Source organism: uncultured Phyllobacterium sp. (assembly GCF_902479695.1).
Classification (GTDB): domain Bacteria; phylum Pseudomonadota; class Alphaproteobacteria; order Rhizobiales; family Rhizobiaceae; genus Phyllobacterium; species Phyllobacterium calauticae.
The window spans coordinates 13,295-39,709 of sequence record NZ_CABSQF010000040.1 but is presented as its reverse complement, the minus strand read 5'-3'; the positions used below and the strand labels follow the sequence as shown (position 1 = coordinate 39,709).

General features: G+C 60.3%; 25 protein-coding genes. 13 read left to right on the top strand and 12 right to left on the bottom strand.

Annotation, left to right across the window (positions count from 1 at the left end):
* A partial coding sequence (locus RDL77_RS19800) for an alpha/beta hydrolase (RefSeq protein WP_288194417.1) occupies window positions 1-411 on the bottom strand: 411 nt, incomplete at its 3' end.
* Window positions 412-837: 426 nt separating this feature from the next.
* Here RDL77_RS19800 and RDL77_RS19795 point away from each other — a divergent pair.
* Together RDL77_RS19795 and RDL77_RS19790 are read left to right on the top strand one after the other, a co-directional pair.
* Window positions 838-1,401 (top strand): isochorismatase family protein, encoded by a 564-nt coding sequence (locus RDL77_RS19795; RefSeq protein WP_288194415.1) that lies wholly within the window; start codon window positions 838-840, stop codon window positions 1,399-1,401.
* The gene (locus RDL77_RS19790; RefSeq protein ID WP_288194413.1) at window positions 1,398-2,396 is read left to right on the top strand and encodes a GlxA family transcriptional regulator; all 999 of its coding nucleotides are present in this window, start codon (window positions 1,398-1,400) and stop codon (window positions 2,394-2,396) included. Before RDL77_RS19795 ends, RDL77_RS19790 begins: the two co-directional genes overlap by 4 nt.
* A 68-nt stretch (window positions 2,397-2,464) precedes the next feature.
* Here the strand turns inward: RDL77_RS19790 and gndA are convergent, their stop codons facing one another.
* Together gndA and RDL77_RS19780 are read right to left on the bottom strand one after the other, a co-directional pair.
* Window positions 2,465-3,883 (bottom strand): NADP-dependent phosphogluconate dehydrogenase, encoded by a 1,419-nt coding sequence (gene gndA, locus RDL77_RS19785; protein ID WP_288194411.1) that lies wholly within the window; start codon window positions 3,881-3,883, stop codon window positions 2,465-2,467.
* A gap of 90 nt (window positions 3,884-3,973) precedes the next feature.
* Window positions 3,974-4,807 (bottom strand): MurR/RpiR family transcriptional regulator, encoded by an 834-nt coding sequence (locus RDL77_RS19780; RefSeq protein ID WP_288194409.1) that lies wholly within the window; start codon window positions 4,805-4,807, stop codon window positions 3,974-3,976.
* Window positions 4,808-4,942: 135 nt separating this feature from the next.
* Between RDL77_RS19780 and RDL77_RS19775 the strand changes: the two genes are divergently transcribed.
* From RDL77_RS19775 to RDL77_RS19755, 5 genes are all read left to right on the top strand, one after another.
* Window positions 4,943-5,746, top strand: coding sequence for an N-formylglutamate amidohydrolase (locus RDL77_RS19775; RefSeq protein ID WP_288194408.1), 804 nt, complete (start codon window positions 4,943-4,945; stop codon window positions 5,744-5,746).
* A gap of 54 nt (window positions 5,747-5,800) precedes the next feature.
* Window positions 5,801-7,381, top strand: coding sequence for an amino acid permease (locus RDL77_RS19770; protein WP_288194407.1), 1,581 nt, complete (start codon window positions 5,801-5,803; stop codon window positions 7,379-7,381).
* Between the two features lie 81 nt (window positions 7,382-7,462).
* Window positions 7,463-8,833, top strand: coding sequence for a glutamine synthetase family protein (locus tag RDL77_RS19765; RefSeq protein WP_223612451.1), 1,371 nt, complete (start codon window positions 7,463-7,465; stop codon window positions 8,831-8,833).
* Between the two features lie 82 nt (window positions 8,834-8,915).
* Window positions 8,916-10,301, top strand: coding sequence for an aldehyde dehydrogenase family protein (locus RDL77_RS19760; protein ID WP_223612452.1), 1,386 nt, complete (start codon window positions 8,916-8,918; stop codon window positions 10,299-10,301).
* A 20-nt stretch (window positions 10,302-10,321) separates the two neighbouring features.
* Window positions 10,322-11,488, top strand: a complete 1,167-nt coding sequence (locus RDL77_RS19755; RefSeq protein ID WP_223612453.1) for an iron-containing alcohol dehydrogenase — start codon at window positions 10,322-10,324, stop codon at window positions 11,486-11,488.
* Window positions 11,489-11,553: 65 nt separating this feature from the next.
* Here the strand turns inward: RDL77_RS19755 and RDL77_RS19750 are convergent, their stop codons facing one another.
* From RDL77_RS19750 to RDL77_RS19715, 8 genes are all read right to left on the bottom strand, one after another.
* On the bottom strand, window positions 11,554-11,943 hold the full coding sequence (locus RDL77_RS19750) for a type II toxin-antitoxin system VapC family toxin (RefSeq protein ID WP_223612454.1): 390 nt from the start codon (window positions 11,941-11,943) through the stop codon (window positions 11,554-11,556).
* Window positions 11,940-12,209 carry a type II toxin-antitoxin system Phd/YefM family antitoxin gene (locus tag RDL77_RS19745; RefSeq protein WP_223612455.1) on the bottom strand — a complete coding sequence of 90 codons (270 nt, stop codon included), beginning with the start codon at window positions 12,207-12,209 and terminating at the stop codon, window positions 11,940-11,942. Before RDL77_RS19745 ends, RDL77_RS19750 begins: the two co-directional genes overlap by 4 nt.
* A gap of 69 nt (window positions 12,210-12,278) precedes the next feature.
* Window positions 12,279-13,346 (bottom strand): ABC transporter ATP-binding protein, encoded by a 1,068-nt coding sequence (locus tag RDL77_RS19740; RefSeq protein ID WP_223612456.1) that lies wholly within the window; start codon window positions 13,344-13,346, stop codon window positions 12,279-12,281.
* Window positions 13,347-13,361: 15 nt separating this feature from the next.
* Window positions 13,362-14,153, bottom strand: coding sequence for an ABC transporter permease (locus RDL77_RS19735; protein ID WP_226904610.1), 792 nt, complete (start codon window positions 14,151-14,153; stop codon window positions 13,362-13,364).
* The gene (locus tag RDL77_RS19730; RefSeq protein ID WP_374042761.1) at window positions 14,150-14,965 is read right to left on the bottom strand and encodes an ABC transporter permease; all 816 of its coding nucleotides are present in this window, start codon (window positions 14,963-14,965) and stop codon (window positions 14,150-14,152) included. Before RDL77_RS19730 ends, RDL77_RS19735 begins: the two co-directional genes overlap by 4 nt.
* Window positions 14,966-15,207: 242 nt before the next feature.
* On the bottom strand, window positions 15,208-16,311 hold the full coding sequence (locus RDL77_RS19725; RefSeq protein WP_223612458.1) for an ABC transporter substrate-binding protein: 1,104 nt from the start codon (window positions 16,309-16,311) through the stop codon (window positions 15,208-15,210).
* Window positions 16,312-16,840: 529 nt separating this feature from the next.
* Complete coding sequence (locus RDL77_RS19720; protein WP_288194404.1) at window positions 16,841-18,433, bottom strand: DHA2 family efflux MFS transporter permease subunit; 1,593 nt, start codon at window positions 18,431-18,433, stop codon at window positions 16,841-16,843.
* Window positions 18,434-18,459: 26 nt separating this feature from the next.
* Window positions 18,460-19,638 carry an HlyD family secretion protein gene (locus RDL77_RS19715; RefSeq protein WP_223612460.1) on the bottom strand — a complete coding sequence of 393 codons (1,179 nt, stop codon included), beginning with the start codon at window positions 19,636-19,638 and terminating at the stop codon, window positions 18,460-18,462.
* 181 nt (window positions 19,639-19,819) lie between these two features.
* Between RDL77_RS19715 and RDL77_RS19710 the strand changes: the two genes are divergently transcribed.
* Window positions 19,820-20,458 (top strand): TetR/AcrR family transcriptional regulator, encoded by a 639-nt coding sequence (locus RDL77_RS19710; protein ID WP_223612461.1) that lies wholly within the window; start codon window positions 19,820-19,822, stop codon window positions 20,456-20,458.
* On the opposite strand, the gene RDL77_RS19705 is transcribed toward RDL77_RS19710, so the two are convergent.
* On the bottom strand, window positions 20,459-20,863 hold the full coding sequence (locus RDL77_RS19705) for a Fur family transcriptional regulator (protein WP_223612462.1): 405 nt from the start codon (window positions 20,861-20,863) through the stop codon (window positions 20,459-20,461). It abuts the gene before it with no gap.
* Between the two features lie 256 nt (window positions 20,864-21,119).
* Here RDL77_RS19705 and aztA point away from each other — a divergent pair, with 256 nt between their 5' ends.
* The 5 genes from aztA (at window position 21,120) to zigA (ending at window position 26,377) form a co-directional block, all read left to right on the top strand.
* Window positions 21,120-21,956, top strand: a complete 837-nt coding sequence (aztA, locus tag RDL77_RS19700; protein WP_288194403.1) for a zinc ABC transporter ATP-binding protein AztA — start codon at window positions 21,120-21,122, stop codon at window positions 21,954-21,956.
* 5 nt (window positions 21,957-21,961) lie between these two features.
* Window positions 21,962-22,828 (top strand): zinc ABC transporter permease AztB, encoded by an 867-nt coding sequence (aztB, locus tag RDL77_RS19695; protein ID WP_288194402.1) that lies wholly within the window; start codon window positions 21,962-21,964, stop codon window positions 22,826-22,828.
* A 22-nt stretch (window positions 22,829-22,850) separates the two neighbouring features.
* Window positions 22,851-23,789, top strand: coding sequence for a zinc ABC transporter substrate-binding protein AztC (gene aztC / locus RDL77_RS19690; protein ID WP_288194401.1), 939 nt, complete (start codon window positions 22,851-22,853; stop codon window positions 23,787-23,789).
* Between the two features lie 106 nt (window positions 23,790-23,895).
* Window positions 23,896-25,101, top strand: a complete 1,206-nt coding sequence (locus RDL77_RS19685; protein WP_288194400.1) for a hypothetical protein — start codon at window positions 23,896-23,898, stop codon at window positions 25,099-25,101.
* Between the two features lie 70 nt (window positions 25,102-25,171).
* Window positions 25,172-26,377, top strand: a complete 1,206-nt coding sequence (gene zigA, locus RDL77_RS19680) for a zinc metallochaperone GTPase ZigA (protein ID WP_288194419.1) — start codon at window positions 25,172-25,174, stop codon at window positions 26,375-26,377.
* Window positions 26,378-26,415 lie beyond the last annotated feature (38 nt).

Here is a 26,415-nt window from a genome sequence, read left to right as displayed (position 1 = left end):
CGCCGGTGTCCACGGAATCAGCGGATGCATCAGGACGGCCGCGTCAAACAGCTCAGGTTGCTCCAGCATGACCGAGGCAAGAATGTTGGCGCCGTTCGAATAGCCAAGACCGACAACGTCGGATGGATTGGCAGCGTCCTTATGGGCTTTGACAAAATCCGCCATGGCCCGTGTCCGCACGGCGAGATCGTCCATGTCGTAGATGCCCTCGGCGGTGCGGCGGAAAAAGCGCGCGGCACCATGTTCCGAGACATCGCCGCGCGGCGAGACGATACCGGCTGACGGGATCAGGCGGCGGGCGAAATCGAAGAACTGGTTCTCGTCGCCGCCCGTTCCGTGAAAGACGAAGAACAGGGGGCTGTTCGGGGTTTGCGCCGCATGCATGCGGTGCTGATAGGAATGCGTCGACATATCCGTCCCTTCCGCCCGGTGCTTTTGCACCTGAGCCATGGATTGCACTGTGTTGCCTCACATATGGAATGCCGGATGCCATCGCGGAAGCTGTCCGCCGCTTGATGGATTGTCTCCGTGGCGGAGACAGTGAGCGTGCATGGTTCTTTAATCTTTGACAACGCTTGCAATGGAGTTGGTGCGTGGTTCGACAAGCTCACCATGAGGGAAGTGGAGGATTGCAGGGAACTGTATTCAGCAACATTGCAGAATTAGCCTTGCAGCCAACTCCCTCCCTCATGGTGAGCTTGTCGAACCACGCACCATATGGAAGTGCAAGGAATGCGATCGATGTCCTTTTTTGTCCGCTTCTCGTCCGCTGCATGCGTATCTGCCGATTGCATCGCATTGTACTGTTGGGATATCAACACACAGGAGATGCCAGAAATGTCCGCAGATACCGCTCTCATCGTCATCGACGTGCAGGAATCCTTCCGCCAGCGCGCCTACTGGAACGAAGCCGAAGCACAGGCTTTCATTGCCAATATTCAGCGGCTGATCGATGGCGCCAAGGCTGCCGGCCTTCCGGTCATCCAGATTTTCCATGTCGACGGCGATGGCCCGTTTGCACTGGACTCCGGCTTCATCAAGCCGCTGGCACCGGTTTCGCTCGAAGCCGATGTCGTGTTCCACAAGGCCCGGCACAGTGCGCTTGTCGGCAGCGGGCTCGATGTCTGGCTGACCGAGAACGGTATCCGCAAGCTGCTGGTGTCGGGTATCCGCACCGAACAGTGCTGCGAGACCACCACGCGCCATGCCTCGGATCTCGGCTATACCGTCGATTACGTCTCCGAGGCGACGCTGACCTTCGCCATGACCAATGCCGCCGGGCGCATCTTCAGTGCCGACGAGATCCGCGCCCGCACCGAGCTGGTGCTGGCCGGACGCTTTGCCCGGATCGTGACGGTCGACGAGGCGTTGAACGGGGCGGGGCAGGCGCTGGCCGCATGAAGCCCGAGCAATCCCGTCATATCGATGTTCTGGTGGTGGTGCCCGCAAGGGCGCTGCTGCTGGACATTGCCGGACCGGTGGAGGTGCTGCGCAAGGCCAATCTGGAACAGAGCGCGGTGCATTTCGACGTGCGCTATGTCGGCCCGCTGGCCAGTGTCACCACGTCCATCGGCTTGACCATCAGCGGCATCGAGCCGTTGCCCGACCATGTGCCGGATGATGCGATGATCATGCTGGCGGGTGATACCACGACGCTGCTGGACACGGCGGCGAGCAGCGGGGCGGAGGCGCATGGACACCGCGATGCGGACATTGTCGCCTGGCTGAAAGCGCATGTGGGGGAAGCCCAGACGCTGGTGACGATCTGCTCCGGCGCCTTGCTGGCGGCGCGTGCCGGCCTGTTCGATGACCGCATCTGTACCACGCATTTTGCTTCGGTTGACGAGCTGCGCGCGCTGGTGCCGACGGCGCGGGTGCTGGACAACCGGCTCTATGTCGAGGACGGCAACCGTTACTCAAGTGCGGGGATCACGGCGGGTATCGACCTGATGCTGCATCTGGTCAGCGAGATGGCCGGTCCGGCCTGCGCGGTGGCTGTCGCGCGCTATCTGGTGGTTTATCTCCGGCGCAGCGGCAGCGATCCGCAATGGTCGCCATGGCTGGACGGACGCAACCACATCCACCCGGCGATCCACCGGGTGCAGGACCGGCTCGCCGCCGACCCGGCGCAACACTGGACGCTGGAAAGCCTGGCGGATATCGCCGCAACCAGCCCGCGGCACCTGTCGCGCCTGTTCAACGAACATGCCGGAATGAGCATTCCCGATTATCTCAACCGCCTGCGGGTGGCGCTGGCGCAGGAAATCCTCAGCCATACGCGGCTGGATATGGAGGGTGTGGCGGAGCGCACGGGGTTTGCCTCGGCGCGGCAGCTGCGCCGGGCGTGGGGCCGCATCCACGCCACCCCGCCGAGCGGAGCGCGGGGAACGCCGTGATCAACCCAAAAAGAAACCGCCCCGTTGGCGGAGGCGGTTTCAGGCAATCATTTTAGCGCTTGAAATTGTCAGCCGACATCCGACCACGGGCCGTGGAAATCGCCTTCCTTGTCCACGCGCTTGAAGCCGTGCGCGCCGAAGAAGTCCCGCTGCGCCTGGATGAGATTGGCCGTGCCGCGCGCCTGCCGGTAGCCATCGAAATAGCCGAGAGCAGCAGCGAGCGCCGGGGTCGGCAGACCGGCCACGGCCGCCTTGGCAACCACATCGCGCAACGCCGTCGATGCTGTCTTCATGCGTTCGACGAAGGATGGCGCCAACAGCAGATTGTCCTGGCCGCCACCGGCGAAAGCCGAGGCGATCTCGTCGAGAAACTGCGAACGGATGATGCAGCCGGCGCGCCAGATTTTCGCCGTGGTGTCGAGCGGGATGTTCCAGCCATGCTCGGCCGAAGCACCTGACATGACGGCAAAGCCTTGCGCATAGGCGGCAATCTTGCCGGCCAGCAGGCCCTGTTCGAGTGCGTCGATGAAGGACTGGTCCGTGCCCGCAAGCTTGGGCGTGCCGAGCGAGGCATAGGCCTTGGCCGCCTTGGCGCGTTCGCCGCGCAGCGCGGAAATCGAGCGCGCGGCAACCGCCGCTTCAATGCCGGTTGCGGGGATGCCGAGCATCTGCGCCTCGATGGCAGCCCAGCGGCCGGTGCCCTTCTGGCCCGCGCTGTCGACGATGATCTCGACGGCCGGCTTGCCGGTTTCCGTGTCGGTGGCGGCGAGCACCTTGGCGGTGATTTCGATCAGGTAGGAATTGAGCGGGCCCTTGTTCCACTTGTCGAAAATTTTGCCGATTTCAACCGGCGACAGCCCGAGACCATCGCGCAGGATGCCGTATATTTCGGCGATCATCTGCATGTCGGCATATTCGATGCCGTTGTGAATCGTCTTGACGAAGTGACCGGCGCCATCGGGGCCGAGCAGCGCGGCGCAGGATTCGCCCTCATACTTCGCCGAAATGGCTGTCAGGACCGGTTCGATGCGCGCATAGGATTCGGGCGTGCCGCCGACCATGATCGATGGGCCATGCCGTGCGCCTTCCTCGCCGCCGGAAACGCCCATGCCGACGAAGGTCGGATCATTGGCGCCGAGTTCCTTCAGGCGGCGGACCGTATCATGGAAGTTGGCATTGCCCGCATCGATGATGATGTCTTCCTTGGCAAGGAAGGGCTTCAGCGCCGCAATCTGCTCATCGACGGCCTCGCCTGCCTTCACCATCAGGATGATCGGGCGGGGTGCGCGGATGTTTTTGGCCAGGTCTTCCAGCGTTTCGCAGGGAATGATCTTGTCTTTGAGGGCGCCCGCTTCCTGATGGAAGGCGTGGGTCTTCTCCACCGTCCTGTTGTACACCGCGACGCGATAACCGTTTTCGGCAATATTGAGCGCGAGATTGGCACCCATGACGCCAAGGCCGATCAATCCAATGTCAGCTTGCTGCATGATTATGTCCTTGCTTTATTCGATTCGAACGCAGGCCCAGAGCCCGGGTGAGCATTTGTATATCAATGTGCCTGCCGGGCAATGACAATCTCAGCCGTCACGCAACTGTTCCATGTCGCGGATGCGTTCGGCGCTGCTGTTCTGCAGCTTGTGCGTCACCCCGGCGATCAGGGTTTCCGCCATCAGGAAAAGCGTGGTGGAGGAGTCCCAGGGCGAGGGGACGGCCGTGCGCCCGGCGATGACATGGCGGGCGAAGCGGGCGATGGGGGACAGCCACTGGTCGGTGATCAGCACGATCTCGACACCGCGCGCCTGCGCCTTCTCGGCGAAGCGGATGAGGCTGTCCTGATAACGGCGGATATCGAAGATGACGAGGACATCCTTCCTGCCCATGTCGATCAACTGATCGCGCCAGTTGCTTTCCTGGCCGGTGAGATGGGTGACGCCGGAACGGATGATCTTCAGATGTGCCGCCATGTAGATGGCGATCGGATCGGTGAAGCGGCCGCCGAGCAGATAGACATGGGTGCGGGTGCGGCTGAGCGCCTCCGTCGCATCTTCCAGCTGCTGCGTCGAGAGATGGTGAAACGTTTCACGGATGTTCTCGATGGCCGCTTCCATCAGGGGGTAAGCGGCGCTGCCCTTGGATGACTGAATGATTGTCGCGCGGTTGAGCGGCGACTGGATCTGGGCTGCCAGCTCCTGCTGCAGGGCCTGCTGGAATTCCGGATAGCCCTGAAAGCCGAGACGCGAGACGAAACGCAGGATCGTCGGCGAACTGACCCCCGCCTGCGCCGAAAACTCCGCCACCGTACGCAGGCCGATCAGCGGGTAGTTGGCGATGAGGGTCTGCGCGGCCTTGCGTTCCGACGTCGACATGGCATCGATTTTTTCGCTGATCAGTTCGGAAATGCTTGTTCCCATCAAACTTCTTTCGGTCAAAGTCAAGAAACGCAATTTTCGCATTTGACAATTTTGTGACTTGTGTATCAAATCATACGTGAGTGGAAATAAAAATACAAAATGTAATACAAAGTACAAATTGCCGAAGAGGGCAAAATGGGATTATCGCAGGCCACGCACAGTGTCTGGGAGCCGGTCCGGGTATCCAACCCCGATGGTGGCTCGCCGTTTGTCATTCTCTGCGATCACGCTTCCAACCACATTCCCGCGCCCTATGGCCGTCTCGGCCTCGAGCCGGACGATCTGCAAAAGCATATCGCCTGGGACCCCGGCGCGCTGGGGGTCAGCCAGGGGATGGCAGCGCTGCTGGATGCGCCGCTGGTTGAATCCTGTGTCTCGCGGCTGATCATCGATTGCAACCGGCCGCTCGATGCGCCCGATCTCACCCCGGCCACGAGCGAATTGACCACGGTGCCCGCCAATACGGGGCTCGATGCTGCGGAAAGGCAGCGGCGCATCGCGCTGTCGCATCAGCCCTATCATGCGGCCATCGAAGAACTGGCACGGGAGCGTGCGCGCAAGGGCTTTCCGGCGCCGGTCTATGTGGCGGTGCATTCCTTCACGCCGGTCTATCGCGGGGTCGAGCGGCCCTGGCACATCGGCATCATCCATGACGATTACGATCAGGTTGCCGCACCGCTGATTGCGGGCCTGCAGGCGCTCGATCAATACTGCGTCGGCATCAATGAGCCCTATTCGCCCGCCGACCGGGTCTATTACACGCTTGAACGCCATGCGTCGGCGCAAGGGCTTGCCGCGGTGATGATCGAGATCCGCAACGATCTCATCACCACACCCAAAGAAGAAAAAGCATGGGCCGGGACCCTCTCGGCCATTTTGAAGGAAATTGCCCAGGGGCCGCTTTCCACAACCAGGAAGGCTGCAAACAGGATCGCATAAGGATTGGTATCTGACGTTAGAAATTTCTCAAAAATAACGGGGAACGTGAGTACGATGACACACCAAGATTATACCGACGTGGATAAATCGGAGGACATCAAAGTTCTCCACGGCATGGGCTATGCCCAGGAACTGGAACGGCGCATGAGCCGTTTCTCCAACTTCGCCATCTCGTTTTCGATCATCTGCATCCTGTCCGGCGGCATCAATTCGCTGGGGCAGGCGACGGCGGGTGCCGGCGGTGCCGCCATCGGCATCGGCTGGCCGCTCGGCTGCCTGGTCTCGGCGGTTTTCGCCATCGCCATGGCGCAGATCAGCTCGGCTTACCCGACCGCAGGCGGCCTCTATCACTGGGGTTCGATCCTCGGCAATCGCGGCACCGGCTGGCTGACAGCCTGGTTCAACCTGCTCGGGCTGATCACCGTGCTCGGCGCGATCAATGTCGGCACCTATTATTTCTTCATCGGCGCCTTCGGCACCTATCTCGGGATCACGGATTCCATCACGGTGCAGATCATCTTCTTGATCGTCCTGACCGGCATCCAGGCCCTGGTCAACCATATGGGCATCGGCCTCACCGCCAAGCTGACCGACTTTTCCGGCTATCTGATTTTCGCCACGGCGATTGCCCTGTCGGTGGTCTGCCTCGCTTCGGCCAAGTCGTTCGAATTCAGCCGCCTGTTCACATTCGCCAACTATTCCGGCATGCCGACGCCGGCAGCGGATGGATCGATGACCGGCAGCCCCGTCTGGCCAACGAGCTCGAGCCTGTGGGTGTTCCTGCTCGGCCTGCTGCTGCCGATCTACACGATCACCGGTTATGACGCATCCGCCCATACTTCCGAAGAAACCGTCAAGGCGGCGCATTCCGTGCCGCGCGGCATGGTTTCGTCGGTGCTCTGGTCGGCCGTATTCGGCTACATCATGCTGTGCTCGTTCGTGCTGATGCTGCCAAGCATGGATGCGGCGGCGGGACAGGGCTGGAACGTGTTCTTCTGGGCGATGGGCGAACAGGTCAATCCTGTCGTCAAGAACATTCTCTACTTCCTGATCTTCATCAGCCAGTTCCTCTGCGGCCTGGCGACGGTAACTTCGGTCTCGCGCATGATTTTCGCCTTCGCCCGCGACAAGGGGTTGCCGGGATCGAGCCTGTTGTCGAAGGTCAGCCCGCAATACCGCACGCCTGTCGCCGCCATCTGGACCGGCGCCACGCTGGCGGTGCTGTTCGTCTGGGGGTCGAACATGGTGTCCATCGGTGACACGCCGGTCTATTCGGTGGTCGTTTCCTGCACGGTCATCTTCCTGTTCTTCTCCTTCGCCATTCCGATCGCGCTGGGCTTTTTCGCCTGGGGTACGCCGAAATGGAACAAGATGGGACCATGGAACCTGGGTGAAGGCATGTTCAAGCTGTTCGCCATCCTGTCGATCCTTGCCATGGCGCTGATCTTCATCATCGGCATCCAGCCGCCGAATGAATGGGCTCTCTACATCACCGTCGGCTTCCTGGTGGTGACGGCTGTTGTCTGGTTCGGCTTCGAACGCCGCCGTTTCCAGGGCCCGCCCATCGGCGATGCCGTGGCCAAGCGTGCCGCCGAGATCGCTGCCGCTGAAAAGGCCGTCGGCGAACGCGGCTGATTGCAAAACGGGGGCGGCGGGCTCGGGCCGGCCGCCCTGTCTTTTGACCCAATCCAAATTCTGTTTGAGGATAGACAAGAAATGCCCGGACATTGGAGTTTCGACGAATTAAAGCGCCATGTAACCAATGGCGAAATTGACACGGTGCTGGCCTGCTTCGTCGACATGCAGGGCCGCCTGATCGGCAAGCGCTTTCATGCCAGCTTCTTCGTCGACTCCGCCCATGACGAGACGCACGGCTGCAACTATCTCTTGGCCAACGACATCGACATGGAGCCGGTGCCCGGCTACAAGGCGGCCAGCTGGAAACAGGGCTATGGCGATTTCGTCATCAAGCCCGACCTTTCCACCATCCGCCATATTCCGTGGCTGGAAAAATGCGCGCTGGTCCTGTGCGATATTCTCGACCATCACCATCACGAGGATCTCGCCCATTCGCCGCGCGCGATCCTGAAGCGCCAGCTGGCACGGCTGAAGGAGCGGGGCTATCTCGCCTACTTCGCCTCGGAACTGGAATTCTACCTGTTCGACGAGACCTATGAGAGTGCGCGTGCCAAGCACTGGAAGGGCATGACCACCGCATCGCCTTACATCCAGGACTATGTGATCCAGATGACCACCAAGGAAGACGCCGTCATGCGCGCCATCCGCAACGGTCTGTTCGATGCGGGCATTCCCGTCGAAAACTCCAAGGGCGAATGGGGGCCGGGCCAGGAAGAAATCAATGTGCGCTATGCCGAAGCGCTGGAGATGGCCGACCGGCATGTGATCATGAAGAACGGCTGCAAGGAAATCGCCACCCAGATGGGCAAGGCAATCACCTTCATGGCGAAATATGATTATGCGCTGGCGGGCAGTTCCAGCCACGTGCACAACTCGCTGTGGAGCGCAGATGGCAAGACGCCGCTGTTCTATGACAAGAACGCCGAACACACCATGTCGCCGCTGATGCGGCAGTGGGTGGCCGGGCAGCTGAAATATGCCGACGACTTCACCTTCTTCCTTGCGCCCTACATCAACTCCTACAAGCGCTTCCAGGCGGGCACCTTTGCGCCGACGAAGAACGTCTGGAGCCTCGACAACCGGACGGCGGGCTTCCGCCTGTGCGGCGAAGGCACCAAGGGCATCCGCATCGAATGCCGCATCGGCGGGGCTGATCTCAATCCCTATCTCGCCTTTGCCGGTCTGATCGCGTCGGGCCTGGCAGGCATCGACGAGAAGCTGGAACTCGACAAGCCGTTCCAGGGCGATGCCTATGGCGGGGCGCGGTTGCGGGAAATCCCCAAGACCCTGCGCGAGGCGACCGAAACGCTGGCGAAGTCGAAGATGCTGAAGACGGCGCTCGGCGACGAGGTGGTCGAGCATTACGTGCACACCGCCAAGTGGGAGCAGTTCGAATATGACCGCCGCGTCACCGATTGGGAGTTGCATCGCGGTTTCGAACGGTATTGAAGATCACGGCAAAGGCCTGTCCCGCGGCATGCGTCCGCGGGGCGGGGCCAGCTTTTGGAAAACACAGGCTAGAGGTTTACCCATGACCGAGACGGTCAAACTGATCACCCCCATCGACGGCTCCGTCTACGCGGAGCGTCCCGTTGCAACGGACAAGGCCATCGACGCGGCCGTGGAAGCGGCAAGGCAGGCGCAGGCCGGCTGGTCGCAGACCAGCATTGCCGAACGCGGCCGGCTTTGCCTTGCGGCACTGGATGCCTTGCTTGGCATGAACGACGAGATCGTGCCGGAGATCGCCTGGCAGATGGGCCGCCCGGTGCGCTATGGCGGCGAAAAGGGCGGCGTGGAGGAACGCACCCGCTACATGGTCGGGATTGCCGAACGGGCGCTTGCGCCGGTCATCGAAAACGACAAGCCCGGCTTCCGCCGCTACATCAAGCACGTGCCGCTGGGCGTCGTCATGGTCATTGCGCCGTGGAATTATCCGTATCTGACCGCCGTCAACACGATCATCCCGGCGCTGATGGCTGGTAATACCGTCATTCTCAAACATGCGGCGCAGACGCTGCTGGTCGGCGAGCGCTTTGCCCAGGCTTTTGCTGCGGCCGGGCTGCCGAAGGGCGTTTTCCAGAATATCGTGCTGAACCATGCCCAGACCGAAAAACTGCTGGGGTCGGGCCGGATCGACCATGTCAATTTCACCGGCTCGGTCGGCGGCGGCCGCGCCATCGAAAAGGCGGCAGCGGGCACCTTCATGTCGCTCGGGCTTGAACTCGGCGGCAAGGACCCGGCCTATGTACTGCCGGACGTCAATCTCGACCATGCGGTGGCCAATCTGGTCGACGGCGCCTTCTTCAACTCCGGCCAGTGCTGCTGCGGCATCGAGCGCATCTATGTGCATGCGGATGTCTATGACCGTTTCGTCGACGGCTTTGTCGACCTGACCAAGCAGTATGTGGTCGGCAATCCGCTCGACGCGGCAACGACGATGGGGCCGATGGCGCAGACGCGCTTTGCCGAACTCATCCGTGAACAGAAGGCGGAAGCCCTGCGCAAGGGCGCCAAGGCGCATGTCAATATGCGCGTTGCCAATGACGCGGCCGGGTCGCCCTACCTCGCGCCCGAAGTGCTGACCGGCGTCGACCACCAGATGAGCGTCATGCGCGAGGAAAGCTTTGGCCCCATTGTCGGCATCATGAAGGTGCGCAATGACGAGGAGGCACTGGCGCTGATGAATGACAGCCAGTATGGCCTGACGGCGTCGCTGTGGACCACCGATACGGACCGCGCCGCCGCCATCGGCGAGCGGATCGAAACCGGTACGGTGTTCATGAACCGCTGCGATTATATCGATCCGGCGCTGGTGTGGACCGGCGTCAAGGAAACCGGCAGGGGCGCTGCCATGTCCGCCATCGGCTATGGCAACCTGACCCGTCCCAAATCCTTCCACCTGCGTGAAGCGATCTGATTTTCTGAAAGAGACACATGATGAGCAAGCTGATCTCCAAATGGAATTACCCGACCACCGTTCGCTTCGGTGCGGGCCGTATCAAGGAACTGCCCGAGGTTCTCGAAGCGACCGGCATCAAGAAGCCGTTGTTCGTCACCGATCCCGGCCTGGCCAAGCTGCCGGTGGTGGCGAGCACGCTGAAAATCCTCGACGATGCCAAGGTTCCCTACGGCGTTTTCTCCGAGGTGAAACCCAACCCGGTCGAATCCAACCTCACTGCCGGCATTGCCGTGTTCAAGAAGGGCAAGCATGACGGCGTCATCGCCTTCGGCGGCGGTTCGGCACTCGACCTTGGCAAGCTTATCGCCTTCCAGGCGGGCCAGACCAGGCCGGTCTGGGATTTCGAGGATGTGGGCGACTGGTGGACGCGCGCCAACAGCGATGTCATCGCGCCGATCATTGCCGTGCCGACCACGGCGGGAACGGGTTCGGAAGTGGGCCGCGCCGGTGTCATCACCAATGAAGAGACCCACACCAAGAAGGTGATCTTCCATCCGAAGCTGCTGCCGGCAATCGTCATCGCCGATCCGGAGCTTTCGGTGGGGATGCCCGCCTTCATCACCGCCGGTACCGGCATGGACGCGCTGGCGCATTGCCTCGAGGCCTATTGTGCACCGGGCTATCACCCGATGGCCGACGGCATCGCGGTCGAGGGCATCCGCCTCGTGTTCGAAAACCTGCCCAAGGCCTATGCCAACGGCAAGGACCTGACGGCGCGCGCCCATATGATGAGCGCGGCGGCCATGGGCGCCACCGCCTTCCAGAAGGGGCTCGGCGCGATCCACTCGCTGTCGCATCCCATCGGCGCGCTGTATGACACGCATCACGGCATGACCAACGCGGTGTTCATGCCCTACGTGCTGGCGTTCAACCGCGATGCGGTGGAAGAGCGCATTGCGCGGCTGGCCAGCTATATCGGCATCAAGGGCGGGTTCGACGGCTTTGCCAAGGCGATCATCAAGCTGCGCAAGGAGCTGAAGGTGCCGCATGCGCTGCCCGGTCTGATCAAGGATCTCAACATGAGCAAGAAGCAGAAGGAACTGATCGCCGACATGGCGATTGTCGATCCGACCGCTGGCGGCAATCCGGTCAAACTGACAAAGAAAGCAGCGCTCAAGCTGCTGGACGAAGCGATTGAAGGATAGGCTCCGGGCCTGCTTCAATCGTCAAATTAAAGGCGCTGGAAACAGCGCCTTTTTGCTTGGTCCGATCAAGCAGGAATGACGAGCGTTTGATGATAGCGCCAAAGTTTCTTGTCGGCGGTCAACAATGGCATCGCTTCGTACAGAGCTTGGGCAATCATTATGCGATCAAACGGGTCTGCATGATCCGGGTATTGGGCCAACGAAGTAAGCGCCAGTGTGTGGTCAACGCTGATTGGCAGTTCGGTCATTCCTGTCTGATGAAACGATGACCTGGCCTCAAGCGGGTGAAGAGCCAACTGTCCCTTGCCGTGCTTGATCGCGATTTCCCATATGACCGCGCTGCTGATGAACAAGGAGTTTTCGGGATCGTCAGCAATATCCTTGATTTTCTGCGAAGCGTTGGGGTTGCCCGCAGCAATCCAGATCGCGATGTGCGTATCGAGCAAGACTTTCATGGAAAAATGTCTTGCTCGCCACTCGCTGCAAAATCTGCTGCTATCTCGGCATCGCCTGCATTGAACTCTTCCACCGTTTCAGGGAGGTTCAAGCCAGCAAGAATATGGTGTGCTGCGCCGAAGCGTTTCGGAGCACTATAGGCCACAAGTCTGGCGACGGGCTTGCCATTACGTGCCAGAACGATCTCGTTGTCGCGACCAGTTTCCAAACCCTCGACCAGGCTTGAAAGCCTGGTTTTGGCTTCGTGCATATTCACGGTGACCATGGATAGTATCCTATTAGCTAATGTAGCCTAGCTAATAGCATGATTGCCGATTGCAAGCAATATTGGCCTTCAGTGCTCCAGAACCAGCAGGTCCTTGGCGGCAAGGCTGACCTTGACGTCTTCGCCCGGCACCGGCGGCGGCGCGCTCGGATCGTTGAACGTATCGAAGGATACGGTGTTCTGGCCGAGCGAGGCGCGGATGCGGATGACCGAGCCGAGGAAGTGCACGCTGTTGATCTTGCCGTCCAGCGTCGTCTCGCGATTGCCGGTCGCACCGCCGAGGCTCACGGCCTCCGGGCGCACGGCGAGGGAAATCTTGTCGCCGGTCTTGTGGCCGTTGAGACGCTTCAGACCGATCGACACGTCCTTGCCGTCGACGGTGATGGTGCCGGTGGCCGCATCGCGCACAACCGCATCCAGCGTGTTGAGCGTGCCGACGAAGGATGCGACGAAACGCGATGAGGGCTGGTTGTAAATCTCGAATGGCGCGCCGACCTGCTCGGCCTTGCCCTCATACATCACGACGATACGGTCGGAGATCGACAGGGCCTCTTCCTGGTCGTGGGTGACGAAAATCGTGGTGATGCCAAGCTTGCGCTGGATCGCCCGGATTTCCTCGCGCAGCGACACGCGGATCTTGGCGTCGAGCGCCGACAGCGGTTCGTCGAGCAGGAGAACCTGCGGCTTGGTGGCAAGGGCGCGGGCGAGCGCCACGCGCTGCTGCTGGCCGCCCGAGAGCTGATAGGGGAAACGTTCGGCCAGATGGTCGAGCTTGATCAGCGACAGCATCTCGTGCACCGTCGCATTGATCTCCGCCTGCGGCTTCTTGGCAACCTTCAGGCCGAAGGCGACATTCTGTGCCACGGTCATGTTGGGGAAAAGCGCATAGGCCTGGAACACCATGCCGATATTGCGCTGGTTGGGCTTGAGGTTGACGACGTCCTTGCCGCCGATGCTGATCGTGCCGGATGTCGGGGTTTCGAAACCGGCGACCATGCGCAGCACCGTTGTCTTGCCGCAACCGCTGGGGCCGAGGAAGGAAATGAATTCACCCTTCTCGATGCTCAGGTTGAAATCATGAACAACCGTCGTGGCTCCAAAACTCTTTTTCAAATGGCTGATGGTGAGAAATGACATTGGCAAGGTTCCCGATTATCGCTTGGTTGCAGCGAGGGATTTGTTGAAGCGGGTGACGACCTGGATAAGCCCCATACAAACCCAGGTTATGGCAAAGGCGATGACGGAGAGCGCCGCCGGTTCATAGGCACGATTGGCGCCGAGCAGCTGCAGGAACGGCCCGAAAGCCGGACGGTTCAAGAGGGCTGCCATGGTGAATTCGCCGATGACGATGGCGAAGGTCAGAAATGCGCCGGAGAGAACCGCGACGAGCACATTGGGCAGGATGATGCGCGACATGATGGTTATCCGGCTTGCCCCAAGGCTTTCGGCGGCTTCCGTCATGGTGCGGATATCGATGGCACCGAGACCGGTATCGACGGCGCGGTACATATAGGGCAGGGCCAGCGTCGTGTAGCCGAAGCACAAAAGGATGTTCGTGCCCACGGCCGAGCCCGTCAGCGGCAGGATCGAGGAGGTGTTGTACAGCCTGATATAGCCGAACACGATGACAATTGCCGGAATGACCAGCGGCAGCAGCGTGATGAACTCGATGAACGGCCGCCAGCCCGGCAGGCGCAGCCGCACCCAATAGGCCGTGGGAACGATGAGCAGCACACCCACACAAATGGTGGCGATGGCCATCACAACGGAATAGGCGAACGTCGCCTGAAAACCGGGGTCGCTCAGCACGACCCAATAGGCATCGAGCGAATAGACCCCGCGCCGCATGCGCAGCGAAAATTCAAACAGGCCTATCAGCGGCAGGGCAAAATAGAGAATGCCGAATGCGAGGGCGAGCCAGGACCAGAAACGATTGATCTTCATTTGAGCCACCGTTCACTGCGGGCGCGCATCCAGATGTAGATGCCGTTGGAAATGCCGGTGATGACGATCATGCCGAAGGCCAGGGCATAGCCGAGCTGCGGGTCCTGCAGGACGTCGCCGCGGATCTGCGCGTAGAGGACGATCGGGACGATGCTGAGGGATGAGCCGGTCAGCGCATAGGCTGTGGCGATGGCACCGAAGGAATTGGCGAAAAGCAGGAGAATGGTGCCAAGCAGGGCAGGCCACAGGATCGGGAAGGCGACCATGCGCCAGTATTGCGGTCCGGTTGCGCCGAGAATGAGGGCAGCTTCCTTCCATTCACGCTTCAGCCCGTCCAGCGCCGGCGTGATGATCAGCACCATCAGCGGAATCTGGAAATAGAGATAGGTGATGGTCAGGCCCCAGAAACTGAGAAGATTGAAGCCGTGCGCGTAGAGATTGAACCCGAAGACGTTGACCAGGAGATAGGTGACGAGGCCCGTCCGTCCGAGCGTGAACAGAAAGGCATAGGCCAGCGGAACGCCGGCGAAATTCGAGGCGACGCCGGAAAACGTCATCATCGGCGCCCGGATCCAGCTCGGCAGGCCGCCCAGGGTAATGGCCGCGGCGATGCTGAAACCGATGAACGCGCCAAGCAGCGCCGATGTCAGCGAGATCTTGATCGAAATCCAGTAGGCATCCATGATGGACGGCTGGAACAGGTTGGCGAGATTGGCGAACGTCAGATTGCCCTGCGCATCCTGGAACGCCCCGGCGACGAGATAGATCGTCGGCAAAACCAGGAACATCACGGCAAACAGGAAGAACGGCATGACACCGAGCCAGTCAAGCGACAAGCGCTTGCGCTCCTGGGTGGCGGCAGGTGGGATAGAGGAGGTGCTTGCTTCTGAAATCACACTCATGGATTTTGAAGACCGCTTTCTGAGCTGCATTATAGACGCTACCGCATCAATTGCGAAGCGAACAAACTGACCGTTGGTTCAGGCAGGGCGCGCCTTGTCTCTGAAAAAGGGAATCCCCGCGGATGTTTCCACGGGGATCCGATGGTCAGAGATTACTTGACGTTGGCGCCGACAACCTTGTCCCAGCCCTTGGTGATGACTTCCTTGGCGGCAGCCTGTTCATCAAGCGTCGGGAAGAAAGCCTTTTCGTAGGCTGCTGCTGGCGGCAGCTTGTCGAGGACTTCCTTCGGTACCTTGTTGTTCTTTATCAGATCCTTGAAGCGGGTCGGGTGGCAATAGCCTTTGAGGTAACCGATCTGGCCTTCGTCGGAATAAAGATATTCCATCCACAGCTTGGCGGCATTGGGATGCGGTGCATAGGCGCTGATAGCCTGGACATAGACACCGGCCAGAACGCCCGATGCGGGAACGACGACTTCAACCGGCGGATTGCCCTTGAGCGTATCACGACCAGCGAGGGCGTTATAATCCCAGGTGATGATGATCGGGGTTGCACCCTGTGCCAGCGTGCCCGATTTGCCGATGACCGGAACGAAATTGCCTGCCTTGTTGAGGTCGGCAAAATACTTCAGGCCGGCTTCGGCAGCAGCAGCGCCGGGCTTGGCACCAGTCGATGCACCGGCAGCCTGTACGGCGAGAATGGCTTGGTTGGAGGCGCGGGGATCACCGGCAAGCGCAACAGTGTTGGCATATTCCGGCTTGAGCAGATCAGCCCAATCCTTCGGAACGTTCTTGACGATGTCGGTATTCACTTCGAGTGACATGACGCCGTAATAGTCGCCATACCAGTGGCCGTCGGCATCCTTCAGTTCGGCCGGGATCGAATCCCAGGTGGAAACCTTGTAAGGCTGTGTCAGGCCGTCTTTCTTGGCATCGGGGCCAAAGGAAAGACCGACGTCGATGACGTCAGGCGCCTGCGGGCCCTTGTTGTCCTTGTTGGCCTTGATCGCTTCGACTTCGTCCTTCGATCCGGCATCCGGATTGAGTTCGTTGACGGTCAGGCCGTACTTTGCCTTGAAACCGGCAATGATATCGCCATAACCACACCAGTCGTGCGGCAATGCGATGGTCGTCAGCGATCCTTCCTTTTTCGCGGCGGCAACCAGATCAGCCGGTGCATCCGCGAACGAAAGCGTGGTGCTTGCGAACAGCAGCGCTGTCGATAGAGAGAGCAAGCGTTTTGAAGAAACAACCATTTTAACACCCCTGTTTAAGCGACAAACGTCATTGGCTCTGTTTTCGACGTTCCTGCCTCCCGATATAGGGCTCTCATGTCAGTTAGATGACAGGCTCGCGAACGTCTTTTGCTGAGCAGTGGAAAGAAGTGAAACATTTTTTTGGTGGCTTAGCAATTCGCACGTGAGAGAATTATGACAGTGTCCGGACAGTCGGCTGAATTGCTCCCATAACGACAAAAAGATTGGCATGAGCGGCAGTTAGCCGAATAATGAATGTCGCATTTGATTTCCTGCGACATGCTCATCCACAAGGATCGGCCGGGGCAGGAAAAATCCGGTTAGCGGACTAACATTATTTTGCAAAAATTCGGGGAATGACCGCCTCTGGCGGGGTGCTGTCGCGCTGCTTTTCCCGGCTGGATTGCCGTGCCGGATTCGGGCGGCAATTCGGCGCAAATCCCGTGGGGAAACCGGTCATTATGACGATGTGGCGGAAAGCTGCGGTGTGGTGCGCTTGTCGAACCAAGCACGACCACCGCGAGGGATGTTAGTGTCCGCCGCCTCCGCCGCCCGAGGCGGCAGGGGCCGGTTTGCGCATGAGCACGGCAAAAAGCGCCAGCGAGGCGAACAGCATCGTCAGGATATAGAAGACGTCCATGAACGACATCAGCGAGGCCTGCTGGTGCACCATGCCGGAAATCCGGCTGAGTGCCGCAGACGAGCCGTCAATGCCGTGCGACTGGAAATTCTTGGCCATGCTGGCCATCAGATTCTCGGCTTCCGGATTACCCCAACGCACCTTTTCGGACAGCTGGGCGTAATGCTTGACACCGCGATCCGTCAAGATCGTGTTGATGACGGCAAGGCCCACGGCACCGCCAAGGTTGCGTGTCAGGTTGAACAGGCCCGAAGCGTTCTTGAGCCGGGACAGCGGCAGGGTGCCGAGCGCCAGATTGTTGATCGGCACCATGCATAGCATCAGCGAGCAGCCGCGCAGGATCTGCGGCAGCAGCAATTCATAGAAATCCCAATCGGCGGTGAGGCCGGTCATGGTCCAGGTGCCCGCGGCAAAACCGATGAAGCCGATCATCATCATCAGGCGCGGATCCATCCGGTTGGACAGGAAGCCGGCGACGGGTGCCGTCATGAACATGGCGAGACCGCTGACGAACAGGGCTTCGCCGATCATCAGCGCGTCATATCCCCGGATGCGGCCGAGATAGAGCGGATAGAGATAGGTCAGGCCATAGAGGCCGACGCCCATGATGAAGGAGAACACCGAGCCGAAGGCGAAATTGAGGTTCTTGAAGGCGCGCAGGTCGACGATCGGCTCCTCGGCGGTGAAGGCGCGATAGAAGAAGAGCAGCGCACCGAGGACGAGAACGATGGCAAAGAAGAAGATCGTGCTGTCCTGCAGCCAGTCATTGCGCGGACCTTCCTCGAGCACGTATTCGAGCGAGCCGAGGAACGCGCCCATGCCGGCCAGACCCCACCAGTCGAACTTGCTGAACAGCGACTTGTCGCCCTTGTCGAAATCGATGAGGTTCCAGGCGGCAAAGGCAACGATGATGCCGGGAATGACGTTGACGAGGAACAGCCAGTGCCAGGAAAAGGCGTGGCTGAGATAGCCGCCGACGGTCGGCCCGATGGTCGGCGCCAGCGTGGCCACGAGGCCGATGATGGGCGAGACGACCGAGCGCTTGGAGGGCGGGAAGATGGTGAAGGCTGCCGCGAACACGCTGGGGATCATGCCGCCGCCGATGAAACCCTGGATGGCGCGGTAGACGATCATCTGGTCGATGTTGGTGGCCGTGGCACACAGGATGCTGGCCGCGGTGAAGCCCGCTGCCGAAATGGTGAAGAGAACGCGCGTCGACAGGAGCCGGCCGAGGAAGCCGGACAGCGGGATCATGATGACTTCGGCGATGAGATAGGAGGTCTGGACCCAGGAAATCTCGTCGGAGCTTGCGCTCAAACCCGCCTGAATTTCGGCAAGCGATGCCGAAACGATCTGGATGTCGAGAATGGCCATGAACATGCCGAAGACCATCGCCACGAAGGCGATGGCTTTCTTCGGATCGATGTGATCGGACGGCACGGCCGGTGCCGCTGGCTTTCCGCTGATGGTCGTGCTCGACATGATCTCGGGTCCGGTGCTGGTTGCGCTTACTTGGCCGGTGCCGTGCGGGTATCGACGTCAACGATGACGCTCAAGCCCGCCTGAAGCCTGCCGGATGCCAGAATGTCGGCGGGCAGGGCGATGCGAACCGGGACACGCTGGACAACCTTGGTGAAATTGCCTGTGGCATTCTCGGCCGGAAGCAGCGAGAACACGGCGCCGGATGCCGGGGCAATCGAGGCGACGGTGCCTTCAAACGTGTCGCCGGAGAGCGCGTCGACCCGTACCCGTACCTTTTCGCCCGGCACGATGTCCCGCAGCTGCGTTTCCTTGTAATTCGCGTCGATATAGAGCGAATTGACGGGAACGAGGGCGGCAAGCCGCTGGCCGGGGGTGACGAGATCGCCCTTCTTGGCCGAGAGATTGCCGACAACGCCATCGAGAGGCGCACGGATGACGGTGAAGGAGAGGTCGCGGGCGGCCTTGTCCTTGCTCAGCTGCAGCGAGGCAATCGATCCCTCGGCTTCCTTGTACTGGGCTTCCAGCACACCGACATTGGCGACTGCCGCAGCGATCTGGGCATCGGCGGAAACGAGGTTGGCCTTGGCCTGATCCAACGCCGCAGTGGCATCGTCGAGCTGTGACTGGGAGGCAAAACGCGTGGCATGCAGCTGGCCGGCGCGGGTCGCAGCGGCTTCCGCATTGGTCAGGACCGCCTGTGCGGCGACCTTGCCGGCTTCGACCTGCTTGACGGATGCCTTGGCGGCTTCCGTCTGGGCCTGAATGCGCAGAAGCGTCAGGCGCTGTGTCGCGATCTGCGCCTCGGCCTGTTCTTCCGCAATGGTATAGTCGCCATTATCGAGCGTGATCAGCGGATCGCCTGCCTTGACGCGCTGGTTGGCGACGACATTGATCGTATCGATATAGCCGGTGATCTTGGGGGCAATGGCGGTGATGTCGCCCTGGATATAGGCGTCGTCGGTCGAGACCATGAAGCGGCCCGTTGTCCACCATTCGTGGCCATACCAGGCACCGGCGCCGACAGCGGCGACAATGATGACGGGCAATATGAAGCGCTTCACCGAGCGTTTTGGCGGTGCCGGGGTCGCAGTGACCACGTCGTGCTGCGGGGCTTCACTTTTCACCGGTGCTTCGACTTTGGAAGCAGGGGCGGGTGCAGGGAACTGACGAATCTCAGCCTCGTTGGTGGATTTCGGCGCGGACATAGAGAGCTCTTTCTACAGATGTTCAATCTGAAAACTGATTGAACCAATCGGTTCGATCGTTGACATAGCGCAAATGAGAGCGCATATCAAGGGGATCGAACCGCTTGGTTCGAAAAAGAATCGAAAATGAGGAAACTTGACTACTATGTCGTCTACCAAGGCACCCGTTATGGACCCAGGCATGACCGCTTCCGAACGCCCCGGCCGTCTGGCCGCGGGGCAGGATCCCGTCAAACGGCAGCAGATACTGGATGGGGCCAATCGCGTCTTTTCGCAGATGGGTTTTGATGCGGCCAGCATGAATGACATTACCCGTGAAGCGGGCGTGTCGAAGGGCACGATCTATGTCTATTTCAGCAACAAGGAAGAGCTGTTCATCGATCTGTGCCAGCAATACAAAGTAGCGCTCTTCGACGGTATCTATCAGGCGCTGGAGAGCAACAACGGCGACCTGCGCGAAGCCTTGATCCAGTTCGGCATTTCTCTGTCGACGCTCATTACCTCGAATGCCGGCATAAGGGCGCAGCGGGTCGTCATCGGCGTGGCGGAGCGCATGCCGTCCATGAGTTCCAGCTTTTACGAGAAAGGGCCGAAAAAGGGCCTTGCCCTGATACGCGCGCTGCTGGACAAGCACGTCGCGGCAGGATTCCTGGCCATCGAGGACACGGAGATGGCGGCCTATCAGCTCTCAGACCTTTTCCATTCGGGTCTGCTGCGCCGCCGTCTGTTCGGCCAGATGGAACAGGAACCGGAAGCGGAGCAGATCCGCAAGACGGTGACCGCGGGCGTTGATATGTTCCTCAGGGCCTACAAGGCCTGATCAGGCGGTGCCGCAGGCGGCACAGACGCCACGGATTTCGATGGTGGTCTTGGTCTGTTTGAAGCCGTTCTGCGTCGTCCATTCGCGCACCCGCTGGGTGATGATATCGTCGGAAAATTCCGAGACCTGCCCGCATTTCTCGCAGATGGCGAAGGCGATCATGCCGTGATTGTGGCTGTGATTGTGGGGATGCGCGCAGGCGACAAAGGCATTGATGCTTTCGAGGCGGTGGACCATGCCGTAGTCGAGCAGCTTTTCCAGGGCGCGGTAGACCTGCAGCGGCGCACGGAAACCGTCACCGCGTAGCTGGTCGAGGATGGTGTAGGCGCTCAAGGGTCCTTCGGCGCGCGACAACGTATTGAACACCAGGGTCTGGTTCTTCGTCAGCTCATGGGCGGTTGTCATTGCCTTCGGGTCTCCTGAACGTACACGTTTAAGTCGCTAGCGCGTGATATTGCCGTAAACAAGTCCGTTTCCGTAAAAATCTGCTGTCTCTAAGATAAGCAGCGGCGTCATCGGCTGCCAGTGGATAAATTAATTTCGTCTGTTCTCAAATTTGCCATTGTTGACTAATGTAATAACATCACATATCGAGACGTCAAGAAGATGCCGGATGGACGTGACCGACCGAACACCGCCGTCCGGAGCATGCGGATAGACCATGACTGACCAATGCCTGACCTTTCGCGACCTTACCCTGGGGTATCGCAGTCACCCTGCCGTTCATCATCTGAGCGGTGTGGTCGAGCGCGGTTCGCTGACGGCCGTCGTGGGTGCGAACGGTTCGGGCAAGTCGACGCTGATGAAGGGTATTGTCGGTGTTCTCAAGCCGATGTCCGGTTCCGTCGTGGTCGAGAAGGGCGTTCGCGTCGCCTATCTGCCGCAGCAATCGGAACTGGACCGCTCGTTTCCGGCGCGTGTCATCGATCTCGTTTCGCTGGGGCTCTGGCCCCGGCGCGGCCTGCTTGGCCGCTTTACCGCCGGTGACCGTGAACAGGTTTCGAGGGCCCTGATGGGCGTCGGGTTGGGCGGCTTTGAAAAACGCCCCATCGACAGCCTGTCCGGCGGGCAATTGCAGCGCGCCCTGTTTGCCCGGGTGCTGGTGCAGGACGCCGATCTGATCCTTCTCGACGAGCCGTTCAACGCCATCGACGCCAAGACGGTCGGTGACCTGATCGCGCTGATCAAGCGCTGGCATGGCGAAAAGCGCACCATCATGGTGGTGGTGCATGATCTCGACCTGGTGCGGGAGCATTTCCCCGAAACGCTGCTTTTGGCGCGCAAGCCCATTGCCTGGGGCGCCTCGCGGGAGACGCTTCGTCCGGAAAACCTGCTGCATGCGCGGCAGTTCCACGAGGCCTGGGCCGAGAGTGCGCCCTGGTGCGAGGATGATGCCCAATTGTCCGCGACCGGCGGTCATGGCCACGATCATGCGCATGACCACAAACACCATGCGCACAATGATGATCACGACCATAGCCGTTCGAGCGGGGCGTAATCCGGATGTATGATTTCCTTATTGCACCGTTCGTCGACTACAGCTTCATGCAGCGTGCGCTGCTGGGCTCGCTGGCGCTGTCGCTCAGTTCCTGCCCTGTCGGCGTGTTCCTGATGCTGCGGCGGATGAGCCTGACCGGCGATGCCATGTCGCACGCCATCCTGCCGGGGGCCGCCGCCGGCTTCCTGCTCTACGGATTGCAGATCGTGCCGATGACCATCGGCGGGCTGATCGCCGGGGTGATCGTGGCGCTTGGCGCCGGGGCGGTGTCGCGCTTCACGATCCAGAAGGAAGATGCCTCGATGGCCGCCTTCTACCTGATATCCCTTGCGCTGGGGGTGATGATCGTTTCGCTGCGCGGCTCGAATGTCGACCTGATGCATGTGCTGTTCGGCACCGTTCTTGCGCTCAACAACGAGGCGCTGAGCCTGATCGGCCTGATCTGCGGCGTCAGCATCGTGACCCTCGCCATTTTCTGGCGCGGCCTGGTGGCCGAGTGCCTTGATCCCCTGTTCCTGCGTTCGGTCAGCCGCATCGGCACGCCCGTGCATTTCATCTTCCTGGCGCTGGTGGTGCTCAATCTCGTCGGCGGCTTCCAGGCGCTCGGGACGCTGCTGTCGGTCGGCCTGATGATGCTGCCTGCCGCCGGCGCGCGCTTCTGGACGACCCGTGTCGGCCCGATGTGCGCCGTTGCCATCCTGATCGGGATGATATCCTGCGTTGCGGGCCTGCTGATTTCCTATCATTTCGCCCTGCCATCCGGCCCGGCGATCATCCTTTCCGCCGGTGCGATGTATATCGCCTCCATTCTCATCGGCTCACGCGGCGTTCTCAGCAGCCGCATGCGTTCCCACCGCCACAGAACCGCCTAAACCTCGATAAAGGAGACTACCAATGCGCAAAGCTTTTAAACTCGCTACAACTCTGAATGTTATACTGTTACTGTCTGCGGCTTCGTCCACCGCTTTCGCGGCTGACCTGAAGGTTGTTTCCAGCTTTTCCATCATCGAGGATTTTGCCAAGAACGTCGGCGGCGACAAGATTTCGCTGACCAATCTGGTCGGCCCGAACGGCGACAGCCATGTCTATGAGCCCAAGCCATCGGATGCGGCGGCGCTGGCAAAGGCGGATGTGGTTCTGGTCAATGGTCTGGGATTTGAAGGTTTCCTGCCGCGGCTGGTCGAGGCCAGCGGTACCAAGGCGCCCATTGTCGAACTGACCAAGGGTATCGAGCCCCTCAAGGCGCAGGAAGAGGAAGAAGGCCATGCGGAGGCAGGCGCTGAGCATCACCACGATCACGGTGCCTTCGACCCGCATGCGTTCCAGTCGATTGCCCACGCCAAGATCTATGTGAAGAACATCGTCGATGCCTTCTGCAATGCCGACAAGGCGAATTGCGATACCTACAAGAAGAATGGCGCGGACTATACCAAGAAGCTGGATCAGACCGAGATCGATGTGAAGGCCGGTATCGCCGCCATTCCGGAGGCCAAGCGTCTGATCATCACATCGCATGACGCATTCGGCTATTTCGAGCACGCCTACGGGCTGAAGTTCCTGGCGCCCGAAGGTCTTTCAACGGATGCGGAACCGTCCGCTGCCGATGTCGTTGCGCTGATCAAGCAGGTCAAGGAAGACAAGGCCTCGGCGATCTTCGTCGAGAATATCACCAATCCGCGCCTGATCGAGCAGATCGCCAGCGAGACCAAGCTGAATGTCGGCGGCACACTGTTTTCCGATGCTTTGTCGGAACCGGGCGAAGGCGCCAGCACCTATATCGACATGATGCACCACAATATCAGCGCCTTTAAAAAGGCCATTATCGGCAGCTGATCGACGGAACCGGAAAAAGCGGGGGATGACTCCGCTTTTTTCATTGGCATAAATGTAATGTTATTACATTATACCTGTGAACTCCCACGACGCACAAGGAATAAGCATGTCACGACATCTGAAGAAAGTTTTGCCCCTCGCCATGGTCCTCGGCTTTGCCGCGTTGCCCGCGCTGGCCAATGAGCAGACCGCCTGGCGCGTTTTCGTCTCGGATCATGCGGAGCCGACCATCCGCGTGCTCGACCCGCGAACCGGCGGGATTATCGATACGTTCAACGTGAAGGCACCGGCCGGCCTGTCGTTGTCCGACAGCGGGAAAACAATTTTTGCCGTGCAGCGGGACGGCGGCGAGGTGGCGGTCCTGTCGACAGGGATTGCCGTGGAGGACCATGGTGCCCATGGCGACCTCAAGGTCGAGGCGCCGAAACTGCTCGATCTGAAACTGGAGGGCCAGCGGCCTTCGCACTTCGTCGATCACAACGGCAATATCGCCCAGTTCTTTGACGGCGATGGCGTGGTGAAGGTCGTCAGGGAAAAAGATATTCTCGCGGGCACGAATGACGTTCGCAGCATCAAGCTGGCTTCACCGCATCACGGTGTGGCCATCTCCTATGGCGGCACGGTGCTGGTGAGCGAGCCGCATCCGGAAAAGCCGGTGGATGAGCTCCCCATCGGCATCAAGGTTCTCGGCAGCGACGGCTATCCCGTCGGCGCGCTGCATGCATGCCCTGACCTGCATGGGGAAGCGTCGTCCGGCAATATTCTGGCCATCGCCTGCAAGACCGGGCTGCTTCTGGTCAAATCCGGCGCGGCTGCGCCCGAGATCAATCATCTCGCCTATGCGACATCGCTGCCGGATGGAAAGATCACCACGCTTCTCGGCGGCAAGGGCCTGCAGTATTTCCTCGGCAATTACGGTCCGCAGGCGGTGGTGCTGGTCGAGCCGGGCAATGCCGAACCGTTCCGCCGCGTCGAACTGCCGAACCGCCGCGTGCATTTCGCCGTCGATTCAGCGCGCCCGCAGTTCGCCTACATCTTCACCGAGGACGGCCAGCTGCACCGGCTGAATGTGGTGACCGCCAAAATCGAAAAATCGCTGAAGCTGACCGGACCCTACAGCATGGACGGCCACTGGAGCCTGCCGCGGCCGCGCATCGCTGTTGCCGGTGACGAGATCATCGTCAGCGATCCGCTGAAAAGCCGCCTGCACGTGATCAAGGCTGCCGCCTTCGCGAAGGACCGCGAGATCGCGCTCGAAGGCAAGCCTTTCAATGTCGTGGCCGTCGGCGGCTCCGGCGAAGTTCACGACTGACGTTATCCGGCCTGCTGCGGCCCTCGCGGCAGGCCATTCCAAGAGGGCAATAGCCATGCACAACACAGCCATACCCAACCGTCTTCCGGTCACGGTGCTCTCGGGCTTTCTCGGAGCCGGCAAGACCACTTTGCTCAACCATATTCTCAACAATCGCGAGGGGCGGCGCGTTGCCGTCATCGTCAACGATATGAGCGAGGTGAACATCGATGCCGCGCTTGTACGCGACGGCGGCGCCAATCTTTCGCGCACCGATGAACAATTGGTCGAAATGACCAATGGCTGCATCTGCTGCACCTTGCGCGATGACCTGCTGCAGGAGGTGGAAGCCCTGGCCAAGCAGGGGCGTTTTGATTATCTCCTCATCGAGTCGACCGGCATTTCCGAGCCCTTGCCCGTGGCGTCGACCTTCGATTTCCGCGACGAAAACGGCCGCAGCCTGTCCGATGTGGCAAAACTCGACACCATGGTGACCGTGGTCGACGCGGCCAATCTGCTGAAGGATTATGCCTCGGCGGATTTTCTGAAGGACCGGGGGGAATCGCTCGGTGATGCCGACAACCGGACGCTGGTCGATCTTTTGGTCGACCAGATCGAGTTTGCCGACGTCATCATCCTCAACAAGATTTCCGACTCGTCTCTCTATGACCGCGATCTGGCGCGCAAGATCATCCGCGCGCTCAACCCGGATGCAAAGCTGATCGAGACGGACTTTGCCGATGTACCGCTGGGTGAGGTGCTCAACACGGGCCTGTTCGACTTCGACAAGGCGCAGGAACATCCGCTCTGGTTCAAGGAATTGAACGGTTTTGCCGACCATGTGCCGGAGACCGAGGAATATGGCGTTCGTTCTTTCGTCTACCGCGAGAGGCGTCCGTTCGATCCGCAGAAGCTTCATGCCTTTCTTGACAGGAACTGGCCGGGTGTCATCCGCTCCAAGGGGTTCTTCTGGCTGGCGACACGGCCGGATTATGTCGGCGAACTCAGCCAGGCCGGTGCGCTGGTGCGGGCGGAAAAACGCGGCCTGTGGTGGTCGTCGATCCCGCGCAACCGCTGGCCGGAGCATCCGGAATGGCTGAAATCCATGAAGCCCTATCTGCACAAGGTCTGGGGCGACCGGCGGCAGGAGATTGTCTTCATCGGCGTTGATCCGATGAATGAAGTGCACCTGCGGGCACAGCTCGACGCCTGTCTGGTGGATGCCGACGAATTCACACCGGGCAAGTGGGAAGACCTGTTCGACCCATTCCCGAGCTGGGTCCGGCAGGCCGCCTGATTTCGGCCGGATTGATGGGGTTATCGCTTGGGCACCGC